Here is a 16,386-nt window from a genome sequence, read left to right on the forward strand (position 1 = left end):
CATCTCCGGTGGCGAAGCTAGCGTGTCGGCGTGATCAGCATGGAGTGGGACGGCCTCACTGACTCCGATGTTCTCGGCGAGTGGTACCGCGAGGAGCGGAACCGGTTCGCGGACACAGCCCGGGACGCCGACTGGAACGGCCTGTTCGAGGAGTTGGGGAGGCACCCCGGGTGGGTCAACCTCCCCCGGCCCGGGAACCGCAGCGGCTTCGCGCCGCTGCATCAGGCGGCCTGGCACGGCGCTGACTTCGCCGTCGTCGCCCGGCTGCTCGCGCACGGTGCCTGGCGCACGCAGCGGAGCCGGGACGGGAAGCGCCCCGTGGACGTCGCCCGGGAGCACGGGCACACGCACCTGCTGGAGCTCCTGGAGCCGGTCGTGGTGCGGAAGCTCCCCTCCCCTCCGGAGATGCTGGAGCGTCACTTCCATGCGCTGCTGCGGGAGAAGACCGGCCACTGCTTCGAGAAGATCGAACATCTGCTGCCGCCGCTGGCTCCACTGACCGAGGGACCGGCTGTCCAGATCGTCTTCCCGGTGGTCGGCATGATGGGCGGATTCACCTACCGGCTTGAGGTGGACTGCCTGGATGTGCACGCCCACTCACGGATGGACGCCGACGACGGGCAGCACTACCGGGTCACCCCTGACGGCTGGTCCGGGGTCGAACGCCCGCACGCGCCGCCGCCTCCCCCGCCCACCTCGCAGGGCCCCGGGTCCTGACCGGCGGAGTGTCCAGGACCCGGACCCTTTCAGCGCTGCCGTCGGCGGACCAGCACTCCGGCGATCACCAGCAGCAGCGCACCACCCGCCACGTACCAGACGACCGAAGAGCCGGTCCTGGTACCTCCGTTACGGGACTCGGGTACGGGTACGGGTGCGGCCGGCGAGCGGGCCGGCAGGGCGGCGGCTTCCGGCACATCGTCGCCGACCGAGGTGAGACCGGTCGCCAGGGCTGAGTTCCAGGGCCGGTACGAACACCGCTCGCCCGGGATCCGGACGTACTCGGGGGCGTGCCAGGTGGAGGCGTTGTTGATGACGGCCGGGTCGTTGCCCCCGGCCGGTCGCCATGGCGGCGTCAGCGGGGTGGCGGAGTGCTGCCCGACGGCGCCCGGCAACTCCGCGCCGGCCGGTCCCGTACCGGTCGGCGGCAGCCCGTCGGGGTGTCCTTCGGCTTGCCCTTCGGGGTGTCCTTCGTTCAGCGAGATGTGCGCCCGTGAGCGGGGGATGAGGCTGTGCTGACCGGTCATCGGCCGGCCGCTGTCCTCGGGCCAGAACACTGAGCGTCCGTAAGCCGATTCCTCGCCCCCACCCCGTACCCGGATTCCGGCGGGGTACCGTCCGCCGTCACTGCTGCCCGCCTCGATGAGCAGGGCCGTCGGGTGGTAGTCCACGGGTGCGGTGAACACACTGGGTGTGTGCAGTGCGACGTGGTAGCCGTGCCCGGCGGGTGCGCCACCGGCGGCCATCGCCCTGTCGCGCTCGGTGGGAGCGGCGGCCGGGCACATGGCACAGGCGGTCACGGAGAGAAGGCTGGTGCGACTCATGCCCGGCACGTTAAGCACACGATTTACGGCTCACCGGGGTGTTGGGCTCTGCCGGGGACGAATGCCCTCCGCATGGGTGCGCCGGGTCCACCGGATGGCGGGTGAAGGGCGTCCGCCGCTCGGCCGGAGGGAGCCGCTCGGTCAGCTCGGTCAGCTCGGTCGAAGGGCGCCGGTGGGTGGTACGTGCGCGACAGGTGCCGCGGACGACGACGGTGGCGGACGGCCTCCCGTTAGCGGGACGTGCGCAAGGTCGTGTCCAGGATGGACATGAGCTGTGCGGCCCGGCTCGTGCCGGTCGGCGCGAGGGGGTACCGGTTGAGGACATCGATCAAGACCGGTGTGGCGCGTTGTCGAGCCTGCTCGATCAGCTTGAGCCCGACTGCGGCATCACCGCCCGCGCTCAATTCCCCCACGCGCGCCGCGCTTGCGGCGGCTCGCAGGATGTGACCTACCTGGGTGGCCTTCGCAATCGGATGGAGGTAAGCCGCAGAGGCGGCATCGCCGGCGGCACGCGCGGCGAGCCGTTCGGCTTCGGTGGCCGCTTCCTTCGCGGCGCGGTGCGCATCCAAGGAGGTGATGCGCTGGAGCTTGGTCCTTCTCGCACCGTTCACGAACTCCCGTGCGGCTTCGATGGCTGCACGAGGTCGAGGATCACTGGGGTTGGCGGCCTCGAATACAGGGAGAACTTCCTCAGCGCTCTCCACAACGTAGCGTGCGACAACGCGCAGCTCGTCCATGGTCAGCTCGAAGTCCCCAAATCCGGTCGTCACGGATCCGATCCTCCCACCAGTCAACCGCCTGAAGCCCCAAACGGTGCGCTACGACGGTAAGGAGCCACGCCCAACCGTCAACCAACCTGTGCAGCAACGTAGTTGAAGCTTCTCACTGCCATCGCCGGCCCCGATTCGCCAACTGTTAGTTAACTTTCCTGACGGTTTGAATCTTTACCGACCTGTCGATGCTCAGTCAAGGGTTGGGAGGCGAACTCGGCCACCCCGGTGGAACGGTTGACAGGCCGCCGCGCCGACGAGTAGGAATCTCCGTCAGCGGCCTGGCGCGGAAGTTCGTAACCCGACGCGCTCAGTTGATTCTGTCCCGGCTGCCCGCGGCCCGATGCCGCTCGCGCTCACTGCGGCACCAGCTCGCCGCAGCAACAAGCCAGCACTGACACCTGCGGCATGGCCGAAAACGCATCCGAATGCCCGCAGGCGTTCAGAGCTCCTCAGACACCTCCTCAGGCACGTCTTCAGGCACTCCCCCAGGTACCTCCCCCACGTCTGCCGAACCGACGGCAACCGCCCGTCAAGGAGATCCGTATGACGCCTCCCTACCCGCCCCTGCGCGCACGCCGCACCCATGACCCGTCCGGCGACGGCCCGGCCACCTCGGTTCCGGCCCGAACGCGCCGTGCCAGGAACGCCGTTGTCGCGGCCGGAACAACCGTGGCGCTCGGCCTGCTCGGAATGGCCGGATCCGCCGCATCGGCGGAGACCGCGCCTCCCCCGCCGAAGGCGCTGACGACCACCGCATCCGGGATACCCCAGTACGACCACGTCGTGGTGCTCATGGAGGAGAACAAGTTCTACGACGACATCGTGGGCAGCAAGGACGCCCCGTACATCAACTCCCTTGCCAAGCAGGGGGCTTCGTTCTCCGACTTCCACGGCACGACGCACCCCAGCCAGGGCAACTACGTGGCGCTGTACTCCGGTTCCACACACGGAGTCGCCGATGACGACTGCCCCCACGACTTCAGCGCCGACAACCTGGGCCACCAGCTGCTCGGCAGCGGCCACAGCTTCATCGGGTACTCCGAGGACCTGCCGTCCGCGGGGTCGAAGGACTGCGGTGACGACGGCGACAGCGGCTACGCCCGCAAGCACAACGGATGGGTGGACTTCGCCAACACCCCGGCCTCGTCCAACCTGGGATTCGACCGGTTCCCCTCGGACTACGGCAAGTTGCCCACGGTGTCCTTCGTGACGCCCAACCTGGACAACGACATGCACGACGGCAGCGTCAAGCAGGGCGACAGCTGGCTGAAGAAGAACCTCGACGGCTACGTCCAGTGGGCCAAGACGCACAACAGCGCCCTCATGCTGACCTGGGACGAGGACGACGGCGACGACTCGGACAACCAGATCGCCACCATGGTCGTCGGTGACCACGTGCAGCCGGGCGCCAAGTCGAAGGCCCACTACAACCACTACTCACTGCTCCGCACGCTGGAGGACATGTACGGACTCGCTCCCCTGGGGAAGGCCGCGTCGGCGAAGCCCGTCACCGACATCTGGAACACCTCCGTCGCGCCCCGGAAGGGCAAGGGAGTCGCACCGGCGGCCGCACCAGCACGCCCACCGGCCCCTGCGCCGGCCGGTAAAGCGGCAGGTGGAGCAGCCGATAGAGCAGCAGGTGGAGCAGCCGATTCGGCGGCGGATCTGACGGACCCGCACAAGAAGGACATCGCGATGCAGCTGGTGTCCAGCGCGGAGAACTCGTCGCTGGACTGGAAGGCGCAGTACACCTATGTCGAGGACATCGGCGACGGGCGCGGCTACACGGGCGGGATCGTGGGGTTCTGCTCCGGCACCGGTGACATGCTCGACCTGGTCCAGCTGTACACACAGCGGGAGCCGGGCAACCCGCTGGCCGCGTATCTGCCCGCCCTGCGCAAGGTGAACGGCAGCGACTCGCACGCCGGTCTGGGATCCGGCTTCGTCTCGGCCTGGCACACGGCGGCGTCGGACCCGGCGTTCCAGCAGGCCCAGAACGACGAGCGGGACCGGGTGTACTTCACCCCGTCCGTGGACCGGGCGAAGCAGGACGGGCTGCACGCGCTGGGGCAGTTCAGCTACTACGACGCGATGGTCATGCACGGCCCCGGGACGGACCCGGTCAGCTTCGGCGGGATCCGCGCCACGGCGATGAAGCACGCCAGGACCCCCGCACAGGGCGGCGACGAGAAGACGTATCTCAACGCCTTCCTCGACGCCCGCAAGGCCGCGATGCTCACCGAGGCCGCGCACGACGACACCAGCCGGGTCGACACGGAGCAGCGGGTGTTCCTCGCCGCCGGCAACCTCGGTCTGAACCCGCCGCTGTCCTGGAAGACGTACGGGGACCCGTACACGATCGCGCGGTGACAGCGCGGCTCACCGGGCCGGCCGGACTCTGACCGGTCCATCGACCCTGCCGGCCGGCACACACCGGTGCACGGCGTGCCGGCCGGCAGGCCCAGCGGGCATATCGGCCCAGCAGCAAGGCAGTTCAGCCGACGCGGCAGTTCCGCCGGCGCGACAGTTGCGTCGGCACAACGAGCACGAGCCAGCAGGGAGGACAGAGCCATGTACGTCTCATCGAGCCGGTCCACCCCGACGCCCGGCACCGCCGAGGGCGCGCGGCCGGGGTCCGGACGGGCGCGGGCGGCCGTGGCACCCAATGTGGTGGCCCTGGGATCGGTCAGCCTGATCACCGACATCTCATCGGAGATGATCACCGCCGTCCTGCCGATGTACGTCATCTTCACCCTCGGCCTGAGCCCCCTCCAGTTCGGCGCCCTCAACGGCATGTATTTCGGGATCACCGCTCTCGTACGCCTGGCCGGAGGGCACGCCGCGGACCGCTGGCAGCGGCGCAAACTCGTCGCGGGCAGCGGATACGCCCTGTCCGCCCTCTGCAAACTGGGCCTGTTCGCCGCGGGCGCCTCCGTACCGGCCCTCGGTGCGGTGATCGCCGCCGACCGTACGGGCAAGGGCCTGCGCACCGGACCGCGGGACGCGCTGATCTCGCTGAGCAGCACCCCCGGGACGCTGGGCCGCTCGTTCGGCATCCACCGGGCGCTGGACACCACCGGCGCCTTCCTCGGCCCGCTGGTCGCGTTCGGGCTGCTCCTGGCGGATCCGGACCGGTACGACACCGTGTTTGTCGCGAGCTTCTGCATCGCGGCGTTCGCGGTGGTGGTGCTGGCCCTGACGGTCCGCGACCGGCGCGAGACCCTGGCCGGCCCGCAGGGCGCGACCGTCCGCGCCGCGCTGCGGCTCCTCCTGCTGCCCCGCTTCCGCCGGGTGTGCATCGGCGCGGCCCTGCTGGGCACGGTGGCGCTGAGCGACTCGTTCGTCTACCTGCTGCTCCAGGAGCGCCTGGACATCGCCGTCGAGTACTTCCCGCTGCTGCCGCTCGGTACGACCGCCACCTATCTGCTGCTGGCAGTCCCGTTCGGGCAGCTCGCCGACCGGCTCGGCAGACTGCGGGTGTTCACCGGCGGGTATGTGGCGCTGCTCGGTGCGTACCTGCTGCTGTTCGGCCCGGTCGGCGGAGCGGCGCTGCTGGTCATCACTCTCGTCCTGCACGGCCTGTTCTACGCGGCCACCGACGGGGTTCTGATGGCCGCCGTCGGACCGCTGCTGCCCGCGGAACTGCGCGCCAGCGGCATGGCGCTGATCCAGACGGGCCAGTCCGTGGCGATGCTGGTCTCCTCCGTGCTGTTCGGCGCCGCCTGGACCCTCTGGGGTCTGCACGCGGCACTCGCGCTGGCGCTCGCCGCCCTGGTGACGGCGATCCTCGCCGCGCTGTGGATCCTCCCGCTCCGTGAAGAAGGCACCCGCACATGAGCCCACAGGCGAACACCACCGACACCACCGGCTCTCCGAAGAATCCGGGCCTGAGCACCAGGACGAGGGTGCTGGTCCTGGTCATGACCGCTCTGGTCCTGGCCACCACCGTCACCGGTTACGTCATGCACTCGCGGGGCGACACCGCCGCCGGGCCGACCGGCAGCATCCAGCTGGACCGGCCGGGCCGGATCCTGTTCCGCGACACCGCTCCCGGCGCCGGTTTCGGCCATGCCGCGACGGTGTCCGCGGCCCGCCCCGGCGGCGCCAGAACGACCGGAGCAGCGCGCTGCGACCGTCTCTACACCGCCCACGGAACCGGCATCTGCCTGCAGCGCAGAGGACCGGTTCCCGCCACCTACGTCAGCGTCCTCGACCGCGACATGCACCGGACCCGCCAGGTCAAGGCGGCCGGCTTCCCCAACCGTGCCCGGGTCTCCGCCAGCGGCGCGATGCTCTCCTGGACGACGTTCGTCCAGGGCGACTCCTACCTCCGCGACGACTTCTCCACCCGTACGTCGGTCCTGGACACCAGGACCGGCAAGCTCAGGAGCAACATCGAAGGGATCCCGCTCACGCTCGGAGGCAAGGCGTACCACGCGGCGGACGTGAACTACTGGGGCGTCAACTTCGCCGCCGACGACAACACCTTCTACGCGACGGTACGTACCGGGGGGCGCACCTACCTGGTCAAGGGCGACTACCGGAAGTGGACGGCGCGCACCCTGCGTACCAACGCCGAATGCCCGTCCCTGTCGCCCGACGGCACCCGCGTCGTGTTCAAGAAACGCGTCAACGCCAGCGCCAACCGCCCCTGGCGGCTGTACGTCCTGGACCTGGCGACCATGCGGGAGACCCCACTTGCCGAGGTCCACAGCATCGACGACCAGGCGGCCTGGCTGGACGGACACACGGTGATGTACGGCCGGCCCCGCGGTTCCGGCGGCGGCTGGGACGTGTGGGCGACCCCCGCCGACGGCACCGGCACCCCGCACATCCTCATCCATGACGCGACCTCCCCCGCCGTGATGAACGGCGGCGGGCAGGCGGGGCAGTCCCGGTGACCTCCCTTGCGCTGAAGTGAACTGCTCTGCGCTGACGTGAACTGCCTTGCGCTGAAAGCTGGTTCAGCCGGTCTTGCGTGCCACCCCGCCGTAGAAGCCGATCTCGTCGGAACCGGCAGGCGGCGGGGCGTCCGGGCGCCAGAACGGCACCTGGGCCAGGCCGGGTCCGATGAGCTCGAAGCCGTCGAAGAACCGCTCCACCTCGGCCCGGGAGCGCAGGTTCAGAGTGGCGGTGGCGTTGTTGTAGACGGCCTGGGCCGCACTTCGGTCGGCGAAGTCGCTCGTGGCATGCGAGAGCACCAGGAAGCTGCCGGCCGGCAGCGCGTCGCGCAGGGTGGCGACCACCTGCCCGGGCTTCTCGGCGTCGGTGAGGAAGTGGAGGATGGCGATGAGGAGCACGGCGACCGGCTCGTCGAAGTCGATGACCCGGCGGATGTCGGGGTGGTCCAGAATGGCCCGCGGGTCGCGCAGATCGGCGAGCACGACGCTGGTCGCGCCGGAGCGGCTGAGCAGTGCGTTGGCATGGGCGTTCACGATGGGGTCGTTGTCGACGTACGCGATGCGTACGTCCTGCGCCACTTCCTGGGCGGTCTCGTGCACGTTCGGCGAGGTGGGCAGTCCGGTGCCGATATCGAGGATCTGCCGGACGCCGCTGCCGATCACGTATCTGACGGCGCGCCGCAGGAAGGCCCGGTTCGCCCGTACCCCGATCCGCACCTCGGGCGCCGCGGCGGCGAGCCGCTCGGCCGCCTGCTGGTCGACCTGGTAGTTGTCCTTGCCGCCCAGCAGGTAGTCGTAGATCCGGGCGGGGTGCGGCCTGCTGGTGTCGATCCCCTCGGCACGGAAGCCGTCCTGTCTCACGCTGCGCCCCTCTCGACGACCGCCCCGGCTCCCCACCGGCGAGCGGTTGCCGACAGCTTCCCACATCAACTTCGCTGCGTATGACCGCAGTTTGTCGCGTCAGGGCCGCGGCCCGGAGCCCCGTTCCCCGGGAGGGGTTCCGGGTGTTCCGGGCCGGCGGCGTCCGGTCAGGCGAGGTCGAGGAGCTGCTCGTAGAAACCGCCGAAGCGGTTCTCCTCATCGACCAGATGGATCTCCAGGATCCAGTGGCAGCGCCATCCGGCGCGGTCGGTGCGGCGGAGCGGGGTGTCGTTGTCGGGCGTGATGTACGACTCCGCCTTCGCCCCGTCGATCGTCTCGTGCGGGAACTCGCCGACCAGATGGCCCGCGTGCCAGCCGCCCAGCGTCCAGCCCGCGTCGGCGGCCAGCCGCTCGACCTCCGCGTACAGCTGCTTCCCCGTGATGTCCGGGGCCGCCCGGAACGCCTCCCGGCCCGCCGCGAACACCGTCGCCAGGTCGTCGCGCAGCCGCTCCTTGTGAGGGTCGCCGCCGAGGACGAAGGTGCGCCCGAAGTCCGCCTCGTACTCCTCGAAGATCGGGCCGAAGTCGACGAACGCGATGTCGTCCGCACCGATCACCCGGTCCGGCGGATTCTCCTGGTACGGGAACATCGTGTGCGGGCCGGAGCGGACGATCCGCTTGTGCCAGTGTTTCGTCGTCCCGAACATGTCGTTCGCCAGGTCCCGGATCCGGTCGCTGACCTCCCGCTCACCGGCGCCCGGCGCCACCAGGTGCCTGGTCTCGACCTCCGCGAAGAGGGCCACCGCCTTGCGCTGCGCCTCCTCCAGCCCGAGCGCACGCAGTTGCTCGTCCATCCGATCAGGTACCGCCATGGTGCTGTTCCCCTGTTTCCTGGGCCTCTTGTGGTGTCGCGCGCACAATAACGAGCGACCCCTCATAGTGCGACTGGCTGCGCAGGTGACCGAAGCGCGCGTCCCATGCCCCGGACTCCAGATCCGCGCGCAGCCGGTCCGTGAACCGTTCGCGCACCCCGTCGTCCACGAAGCTCCATGCCGAGCACGCCTGCCGGGCGGCGGGGTCGAGCAGCATCTCCGGGCGCCCGTAGTACGCCTCGTTGAACCCGTCCGTGCAGTCCAGCGGGATCGGCACGGCCTGCACGCCGACGGTACCGCCGAGAGCCTCGGCCATCGCCCGGAGCGCAGGGTAGCGCCGTGCCTCGGTGTCGAGGACCTCGGGGGCGTACTCGTACAGCCAGAAGTCCCTGACCAGTTCCGGATCGCAGGTCAGCACGGCCACCGGGCCACGGGTCACCCGGCGCATCTCCCGCAGGCCCACGTCGACGTCGGACCACTGGTGCACGCTGAAGAGGGTCATCGCCCCGTCGAACTCCCCGTCCGCGAACGGCAGGTTCTCCGCCACCGCGTCCACCGCCCGGGGCAGCCCCGTGGACCGCTGGGCCCGCATCGACTCGGACGGCTCGACCGCCGTGACCGCCACTGCGGCGGACTCGTACGAACCGGCTCCCGCACCCACGTTGACGACCTTCCGGGCACCGCCCAGAGCGTCGGCGATGACTTGGGCGATCCGGGGATCGGGCCGCCGGTGGTTCGAGTAGCCGGTGCCGATGCTGCCGTAGTCGACATCACCGGCGCTGCCATCGGAGCTGCGGACATCCATGAAGATCCAAACCTCGCCTCGTGAGCAGGGAATCAGCGAAGGAGGGAAGGCCGGGCCACCGGCGGGCGCGCCGGGCCCGCGCGACGGCTCCCGCACCTCGGGCCTCCCCGCGACACCAGCCACCGTCTTCGCCTCCGCACCTATCGGGAATCCATCCCTCCTCATACTGCATCTGCCATAGCCTTGACGTAAATCAACTGGCGAATGCTCATCCCATCAACCAAACAGCTCGCAGATGTGATCCTGTGAACACCTCCAGGAAGCCGTCGCACGCCTCTGGTGGCGGAAGATACTGTGGGAGCCGTCCGGCACGGTGCCGCGAGAGGCACAGCTGACGCCGGACGGGCTGTCAAGTACGGGAATCCCAGAAGGATTGCGGAACGCTTTGAATTGCGCTAGCGGAACATCGCCGCGAGCCGCGAGCCGCGAGCCGCGAGCCGCGAGCCGCGAGCCGCGAGCCGCGAGCCGCGAGCCGCGAGCCGCGAGCCGCGAGCCGTCGTGAACGGGCGGCGCGTAATCTGGCGGGGTGGCCATGCACAGTAGTCCGCATCTGCGTGTCCCTGTGGGCCGGGATTCCCGGCGGTGGAGCACCTTCCACGCCGAGAGGACACTGGTCGTAGCGGCCCGTACGGTCACGTCCAGCGCACGCGTCCTGGAGTGCCTGCCTGCCGTACTCCGTGATGACAGCAGGGTCTCCGTCGTGTTCGCCCACGACCCCACATCCGCGTTCAACGACGGTGTCCTCGACCTTCTCCATGACGCCGGGTGCCGGGTCATGCCGTGGGACCAGCTGCGCGACGTCTCCGCGGATCTCATCATCTCGGCCAGCGAGAACGTCGACCTTCCGGAGGGCGACTGCCCGGTACTCGTGCTGCCCCACGGAGTGGGCTTCCAGAAGCTGGTACCGGACTCCCGCAGTGACCGGGCCCGGTTGTCCGGTGTGGTGCCGGACGCGCTCCTGGAGGCCGGGCGCGCCTGGCTCGCGGTGTCGCACCCCGGCCAGGAACAGCAGTTGCGCGGATCGCACCCCGGAGCCGCCGGCCGCACGCTCCTGATCGGGGACCCCTGCTTCGACGACCTCATCGCCAGCCGGCCGCACCGGGACACCTACCGCCGGGCGCTCGGCATCGCGGACCATCAGCGCCTCGTCATGCTCAGTTCGACCTGGGGCCCCACGTCCCTGCTGGGCCGCGATCCCGGGCTCCCGGCCCGTCTCCTCGGCGAGCTTCCGTACGACGAGTACCGGGTCGGCGCGATCGTGCACCCCAACGTCTGGGCGGGACACGGCGCTTGGCAGCTCAGCAATCTGCTGGCGTCCGCGCTGGAAGCCGGTCTGCTGCTGGTGCCTCCGGTGCACACCTGGCGGCCCGCCCTCGTCGCGGCCGATGCCGTCATCGGTGACCACGGCTCGGTGACGCTCTACGGTGCCTCACTCGGTATCCCGCTGCTCATCGGCTCGTTCGGCAGCGACGCGGTGCCGGGGACCGCCGTTTCCGAACTGGCGCGGGTCGCGCCCCGGCTCGATCCGCTCAAGGACCTGCGGGGGCAGGTCGAGAAGGCTGTCGATCTGCACGAGCCACGGCGATACGAGGCTGTCGCGCAGCAGGCCTTCGCCGAGCCGGGGCAGGCGCTCGCCCGACTGCGCAGCGCCGTGTACCGCCTGTTGGAGCTCCCGGAGCCGTCATCGCCGCCGCCCGGCGCGGCGGCTCTCGGCGCTCCGGAGATGGCGGTACGCGCGGTCCTGGCCTGGACCGTGACGACAGCTGTCTCCACGGACGCGGGCCAGTTGGCGGTCATGGTGGACCGCACCCCGTCGGCCGTGCACGGCGACCCCCGTGAAGGGCCCGCACAGTTCGCCCACTTGGCCTGCCAGGAGGGCGAGCGGGACGGACGGCTGGTGGACAGCGCTTCCGTGCTGTTCCGGTGCGCGCCCGCAGACAGCACCGAATCCGCCACGGGCTGGATCGCCGACACGCTCGCCCGGCTTCCCGGCTGCCTGATCGCAGCGGTAGCACTGCACGGCGGGCGCGTACTGACCGGCCTGCGGGACGGACGGATCGTGGAGGCGGCCGCGCAGACAGCCGGGCAGGTGCCTGCCCCGGATCCCGGTCTGGCGGCAGCCGTGGTCTACAGCTTCCTGCGGGCGGGAAGGCCGCTGGAGCACCCCGGGGTGGAACTGCGGCTGGGCGCCGCACGGACACAGATGCTTGCGCTGCGGGTCCTTCCCAGCGGCGGGGAATCGCGGACCGGGGCCCGGTTCAGCTGAGGTCCTCCGGATCCCGCAGCCGTTCGCGCAGCGCGTCGGCCAGTGGGCTGCCGCCCGCCTCGTAGATCTCCAGAGCCCGGGTCAGGTCGGCGCGCGCGGTGGACCGGTCGTTGCCCGGGCGCTGCGCGATACCGGCGAGCAGGACCAGAGCCTGGGCCTCGTAGTGGGTCGCCTCCTGCGCCCTGAGGGCGACCGCGGCCTCCCGCAGCGCCCGGACAGCCTCTTCCGTGTCGCCCAGGTGGTCGTGGACCTCACCGGTGGCCGCGGTCACCCGGGCCGCCATCCGCAGGTCGGAACAGGCCGTGAGCCCGGCGTGGGCGTGCCGGAGTGTGGTCAGGGCCGCCGCGGAATCGCCGTCCCGGTCCTGGGCGCGGCCCAGGAAGTAGGCGGCGATGGCGGCCCCCCGCCGCTCGCCGGCCGATTCGTTGAGTTCCAGTGAGCGCTGGTAGGCCGCGGCAGCGCGAGAGGGGTCGGCGTGGTCCAGGTACCGGCCCAGGAATTCCTGGACGGAGGCGCGCAGGGCGGTGTGATCGGCGATCTCGGCGCACGCGACGGCACTGTCGAGTTCGGTGCGGGCCCTGTCGTACTCCCCCAGGTCCATGAGCGGGCGGGAGAGCAGGCTGCGCAGCCGGCCCTCGGCGGCCGGTGCCATCGCCGCGGCGGCCGAAGCCGCGCCCAGTTCCAGTGACTCCATCCAGTCGCGAAGGTGCCTGCGGTGAAGAAAGAGCACAGTGAAGGCTTCGGACAGCTGCCACACCGGGGTGTGCAGGCCCTGCTGTGCCGCCTCGCGCAGGACGGCCAGAATGTTCGGCCGTTCGGCTTCCAGCCAGGCGAGCGGCCGCGGCGCGGACGGGGAGGCGAACGGGTCGGGGGCTCCGCCGATGACCTCGGACAGCTCGGCGATACGCAGCCGGTCCGCCCGTACCGCACGGTCGGCGAATGCGGTGAGGGCAAGGTAGTGCGTGGTGACTCTGCCGATCAACTGCCGGCGCGCGGCGGGGCTCTCCTCATCGGCGGCGCACTCCCTGGCGTGCAGCCGTACGAGTCCATGCATCCGGTAACGCCCGTCCGGCGTCGCCTCCAGCAGGCTCGCGTCGTCCAGCACGTCCAGCAGATCCTGGGCCGTGGCCGGGGGAAGTCCCGCGGCCACCGCTGCCGTGCCGGTGTCGAAGGTGCGGCCGGGGACCCAGCCGAGCAGCCGGTAGAGCCGGGCGGCGTCGGGCGGGAGCTGGGCGTAGGAGGTTCCGAATACGGCGGACACCGAATGCTCTCCTCGCAGTGACAGTGCGGCCAGACGGCCGGTCTCGTCGGCAAGTTCCGCGGCCAGGGCGGCCATGGTGAGGCGGCGGGTGGACATCAGACGGGCAGCGGCCACCTGCAGTGCGACCGGCAGCCCGGCGCACAGGCCGACCAGCTGCTCAGCGGCTGCCGGCTCGTCGTCGACGGCCTGCTGACCGCACCGCGCCGCCAGCAGTTTCAGCCCGCCGGCCGCGTCGAGCGGTTCGAGCGACATCAGCCGGGCCCCCTCGACGGCCGCGAGCTCCCCGAGTCTACTGCTGCTCGTCACCAGCACTGCGCTGCCAGGGCCTTTGGGTACCAGGGCTCTGACCTGGGCGGGCTGGTCAACGTCGTCCAGTACGAGCAGGATCCGCCGCCCGGCGGAGTGCGACCGGAACAGCTGGGTCCGCTCGGTCAGCGACTGCGGCAGATAGGCGTCTGCGACACCCAAGGCCCTCAGGCACATGCCGACCGCTTCGAAGACATCGGCTCCGCCGCCGGTCCCGCGCAGTTCAGCGAAGTCGACGTAGATCTGGCCGTCGGGGAACAGGTTCCGGGATTTCTCCGCCCACCGGCAGGCCATCGCCGTCTTGCCCACGCCCGGCAGGCCGTCGAGTGCTCCGATGTCGATGTGCGGGGAACCGTCCGCGAGCGCGGTGAAGAAGCCGTCGAGAGCGAGGAGTTCCTCGGTGCGGTTGACGAAGCGGCTGGTCCGGGCCGGCACCTGGTCGGGTTTCGCGTCCAGCGGCGCGGGCGGCTGGGCCTGGAAGACAATGCCGCCGTGGATCTGCGTGTTCTGGAAGACGGGACCGTTCTGCACTCCGCCGCTGATCTCGGCATGGGGACTCGCGTCCCACTCCACGCCCGCCTCATGAGCGAGTTCCGTCAGCAGGCTGCGGAGTTCCCGCGCGGCGGCAGGGTCCTCACGGAGGGCCCTGCGCAGTCTCTGCCGCCACTCCGCCTCGATGTCGGCCGCCGCACCTGTGTCGTCGGCCTGCCGGGCACTGCGGAGTTCGTCACGGGCGCTCTGGAGGTCCTCATCGGTCGCGCCCTCCGGGCCCGGCCGCCCGTGCTGCGCGAAGAACCGCGCCAGCCGGAGCTTGGCCCGGTCCCAGGATTCCGAGACCATGAGCCCCACCAGCGCGGTTGCCCCCGATGACGCGAGCGCCGCCAACTCAGCTTCCACCGAGCCCCCTTCGTGTCGACGTCGGGTCAGCGTACCGAGGTCACCACTGCCGTAGGGAGATCACCGCCCACTCGGGCGGTGCCGTGGGCCTTTCGTTTGCATCACGCCGCCTTCGAAGACCGCCCCGAACGCCGCCCGCGACGCGTACGGGACCAACTCCGGGGTGGCCCGCGCGCGCCGACGAATTCGTACGGGTATCAAGTGGCGTCCCGCAGGAGTTCCGCGATCCGGGTGTACCCGCGCTGCTCGGCATGGGTCAGGGCCGTCACCCCGTCGCCGTCCGGCAGGCCCGGCGTGGCACCTGCCGTGAGCAGCAGTCCGACGATCTCCTGATGCGCCGGACCCCCGTCACCGAGGATCACCGCCTCCAACAGGGCCGTCCAGCCGAGGTTGTTGACATGGTCCACGTCGATATCGGTCTCCCGCAGCAGGGCGCGTACGTAGTCGACATGGCCGCGCTCGGACGCCGGGATCAGCGCGATCCCACCGAAGCGGTTGCGCAGGGTCAGATCGGGGCCGGCCGGCAACAGCTCGCGCATCATCGCCACGCTTCCCGTGACACCGGTGGCCAGCCAGGGGCTGTCGTCGCGGTCGTCCTGGGCGTCGGGGTCGGCACCCTCGGCGACCAGGACGCGGGCGGCCCCGACGTGGTCGCCGATGGACGCGAGCAGGAGGGCGGTACGCCGGTGCCCGTCGCGGGCCTCCAGGGCGGCGCCGGCCGCCAGGGCGGCCCGCACCGCCGTCGTGTCTCCCCGGCCGGCCGCTTCCAGAAGGGTCCGGTCCTGCTCGTTCACTGTGGTCCTCCTCGGCCGGCCCGGGTTCACCCGGTGCGTGTTCGTCCCGCTCATCCTGCTCTTGTCCTCCGCTCGGCGCCCGCGCGGCGCCGCCTACTCGGTGAGAGCGGCGACGCCCGCCCGGGCGAACTTCTCGTCCAGGTCACCGGACGGGGCACCCGCGACACCGATGCCCGCGATCGGCGCGCCCTTCGCCGTGACGGATGCGCCGCCCGCGAGGAAGAGTGTGCCGGGGATGTCCTTCAGCTGAGGAGTCCGGCCCAGGCGCTTGACCAGCTCGGAGGTGGGGGCGTTCCAGGAGACCGCGGTGTACGCCTTCTTCTCGGCCGACACATAGGACTGCGGGCCGGCGCCGTCGCCGCGGAGGGTGACGACCGTGTTGCCGTCGCGGTCGACGACGGCGACCGAGACGTGCTGGTTCTCCTTCTCGGCGGCGTCGAGGGCGGCCTGCGCGGCCTTGGCCGCGCCGTCGATGTCCAGGTGGGTGGAGACCGCGAGGTCGCCCTGGTGGACGTCGCTCTGTGCCGCTGCGCCGGATGCGGCGCGGGCGGCCGGGGACGGGGAGGACGCGCTGGCGGAGACCGCGCCGAGCGTGGTGCCGGCGGCGGTCGCGGCGACGAGGGCACCGGCTACGGCGAGACGGGTGCGCCTGGAGGTGCGCTTGACGTGCTTCACGGGTCGGCTCCTGGTGAGGTGGGGTGGTGGTTTGCGGGGTGGGGTGGTGGTGCGGGGTGGGGCGGTGGTGCGGGGTGGGGCGGTGGTGCGGGGTGGGGCGGTGGTGCGGGGTGGGGCGGTGGCTCGCGGATGCGGCCGTGGCGGGGGCCGGCTGCCGGTGAGGTCCCGGCGCTGCCGTCCGCTCCTGGATCCATCCTGGGTCCGGGACCCCGCCCGGCCCGTCGGCGTACCGGCTGCAAGCGGAGCGCGGACCGGCTGATGCCCGGGTCATCCGATCGGTTGACGCAGCGCTCGCCGTGATCGACCACAATGAGGGTGTTTGCCCTGCGGGGCGGTACAGAACAGCACGGACCGCAGGAAACGGACCGCAGGAAACAGAACGTCACGACAGAAGACGACAGGACGAGGGGAGCCCCGCCGTGGCGCAGCACGCC

13 protein-coding genes are annotated in these 16,386 nt (G+C 70.8%); 5 read left to right on the plus strand and 8 right to left on the minus strand.

From position 1 onward, the window contains the following. Positions 1-39: 39 nt before the first annotated feature. Positions 40-717 carry an ankyrin repeat domain-containing protein gene (locus tag OG210_RS02325; protein ID WP_328335660.1) on the plus strand — a complete coding sequence of 226 codons (678 nt, stop codon included), beginning with the start codon at positions 40-42 and terminating at the stop codon, positions 715-717. A 29-nt stretch (positions 718-746) separates the two neighbouring features. Here OG210_RS02325 and OG210_RS02330 read toward each other — a convergent pair whose 3' ends face one another. Together OG210_RS02330 and OG210_RS02335 are read right to left on the minus strand one after the other, a co-directional pair. Further along, positions 747-1,541 (minus strand): LPXTG cell wall anchor domain-containing protein, encoded by a 795-nt coding sequence (locus OG210_RS02330; protein WP_328332899.1) that lies wholly within the window; start codon positions 1,539-1,541, stop codon positions 747-749. A gap of 230 nt (positions 1,542-1,771) precedes the next feature. Continuing rightward, on the minus strand, positions 1,772-2,311 hold the full coding sequence (locus OG210_RS02335) for a putative immunity protein (RefSeq protein WP_328332897.1): 540 nt from the start codon (positions 2,309-2,311) through the stop codon (positions 1,772-1,774). Positions 2,312-3,106: 795 nt separating this feature from the next. Between OG210_RS02335 and OG210_RS02340 the strand changes: the two genes are divergently transcribed. The 3 genes from OG210_RS02340 to OG210_RS02350 all read left to right on the plus strand — a co-directional run bounded on the left by OG210_RS02340 (position 3,107) and on the right by OG210_RS02350 (position 7,215). Beyond that, a complete protein-coding gene (locus OG210_RS02340) occupies positions 3,107-4,684 on the plus strand; it encodes a chitosanase (protein WP_371540145.1) in 1,578 nt (525 codons plus the stop codon). Positions 4,685-4,885: 201 nt separating this feature from the next. After that, on the plus strand, positions 4,886-6,151 hold the full coding sequence (locus OG210_RS02345; protein WP_328332895.1) for an MFS transporter: 1,266 nt from the start codon (positions 4,886-4,888) through the stop codon (positions 6,149-6,151). Further along, on the plus strand, positions 6,148-7,215 hold the full coding sequence (locus OG210_RS02350; protein ID WP_371534899.1) for a TolB family protein: 1,068 nt from the start codon (positions 6,148-6,150) through the stop codon (positions 7,213-7,215). The genes OG210_RS02345 and OG210_RS02350 overlap by 4 nt, the downstream gene beginning before the upstream one ends. A 63-nt stretch (positions 7,216-7,278) precedes the next feature. Here the strand turns inward: OG210_RS02350 and OG210_RS02355 are convergent, their stop codons facing one another. From OG210_RS02355 to OG210_RS02365, 3 genes are all read right to left on the minus strand, one after another. Then, on the minus strand, positions 7,279-8,076 hold the full coding sequence (locus OG210_RS02355; RefSeq protein WP_371534900.1) for an SAM-dependent methyltransferase: 798 nt from the start codon (positions 8,074-8,076) through the stop codon (positions 7,279-7,281). A 167-nt stretch (positions 8,077-8,243) separates the two neighbouring features. After that, positions 8,244-8,948: a M24 family metallopeptidase gene (locus OG210_RS02360; protein WP_328332889.1), complete on the minus strand. Its 705-nt coding sequence runs from the start codon at positions 8,946-8,948 to the stop codon at positions 8,244-8,246. Next, positions 8,935-9,753: a class I SAM-dependent methyltransferase gene (locus OG210_RS02365; protein WP_328332887.1), complete on the minus strand. Its 819-nt coding sequence runs from the start codon at positions 9,751-9,753 to the stop codon at positions 8,935-8,937. Before OG210_RS02365 ends, OG210_RS02360 begins: the two co-directional genes overlap by 14 nt. 532 nt (positions 9,754-10,285) lie before the next feature. Here OG210_RS02365 and OG210_RS02370 point away from each other — a divergent pair. Next, positions 10,286-12,019, plus strand: coding sequence for a hypothetical protein (locus tag OG210_RS02370; RefSeq protein ID WP_328335658.1), 1,734 nt, complete (start codon positions 10,286-10,288; stop codon positions 12,017-12,019). Here the strand turns inward: OG210_RS02370 and OG210_RS02375 are convergent. The 3 genes from OG210_RS02375 to OG210_RS02385 form a co-directional block, all read right to left on the minus strand. Beyond that, positions 12,012-14,483: an NB-ARC domain-containing protein gene (locus tag OG210_RS02375; protein ID WP_371534901.1), complete on the minus strand. Its 2,472-nt coding sequence runs from the start codon at positions 14,481-14,483 to the stop codon at positions 12,012-12,014. The genes OG210_RS02370 and OG210_RS02375 overlap by 8 nt on opposite strands. A gap of 197 nt (positions 14,484-14,680) precedes the next feature. Further along, entirely contained in the window at positions 14,681-15,277 is a 597-nt protein-coding gene (locus tag OG210_RS02380) for an ankyrin repeat domain-containing protein (protein WP_328332883.1), read from the minus strand. A gap of 93 nt (positions 15,278-15,370) precedes the next feature. After that, positions 15,371-15,952 carry a heme-binding protein gene (locus tag OG210_RS02385; RefSeq protein WP_328332881.1) on the minus strand — a complete coding sequence of 194 codons (582 nt, stop codon included), beginning with the start codon at positions 15,950-15,952 and terminating at the stop codon, positions 15,371-15,373. Positions 15,953-16,386: the final 434 nt, after the last annotated feature.

This window comes from Streptomyces sp. NBC_00466 (assembly GCF_041433995.1).
GTDB lineage: Bacteria > Actinomycetota > Actinomycetes > Streptomycetales > Streptomycetaceae > Streptomyces.

Bases quoted from the DNA above. Each gene is read 5' to 3' on its own strand.
- OG210_RS02330 (WP_328332899.1), bottom strand. From the start codon at position 1,541: ATGAGTCGCACCAGCCTTCTCTCCGTGACCGCCTGTGCCATGTGCCCG.
- OG210_RS02360 (WP_328332889.1), bottom strand. From the start codon at position 8,948: ATGGCGGTACCTGATCGGATGGACGAGCAACTGCGTGCGCTCGGGCTG.
- OG210_RS02370 (WP_328335658.1), top strand. From the start codon at position 10,286: ATGCACAGTAGTCCGCATCTGCGTGTCCCTGTGGGCCGGGATTCCCGG.
- OG210_RS02350 (WP_371534899.1), top strand. From the start codon at position 6,148: ATGAGCCCACAGGCGAACACCACCGACACCACCGGCTCTCCGAAGAAT.
- OG210_RS02325 (WP_328335660.1), top strand. From the start codon at position 40: ATGGAGTGGGACGGCCTCACTGACTCCGATGTTCTCGGCGAGTGGTAC.
- OG210_RS02340 (WP_371540145.1), top strand. From the start codon at position 3,107: ATGGAGGAGAACAAGTTCTACGACGACATCGTGGGCAGCAAGGACGCC.
- OG210_RS02365 (WP_328332887.1), bottom strand. From the start codon at position 9,753: ATGGATGTCCGCAGCTCCGATGGCAGCGCCGGTGATGTCGACTACGGC.
- OG210_RS02345 (WP_328332895.1), top strand. From the start codon at position 4,886: ATGTACGTCTCATCGAGCCGGTCCACCCCGACGCCCGGCACCGCCGAG.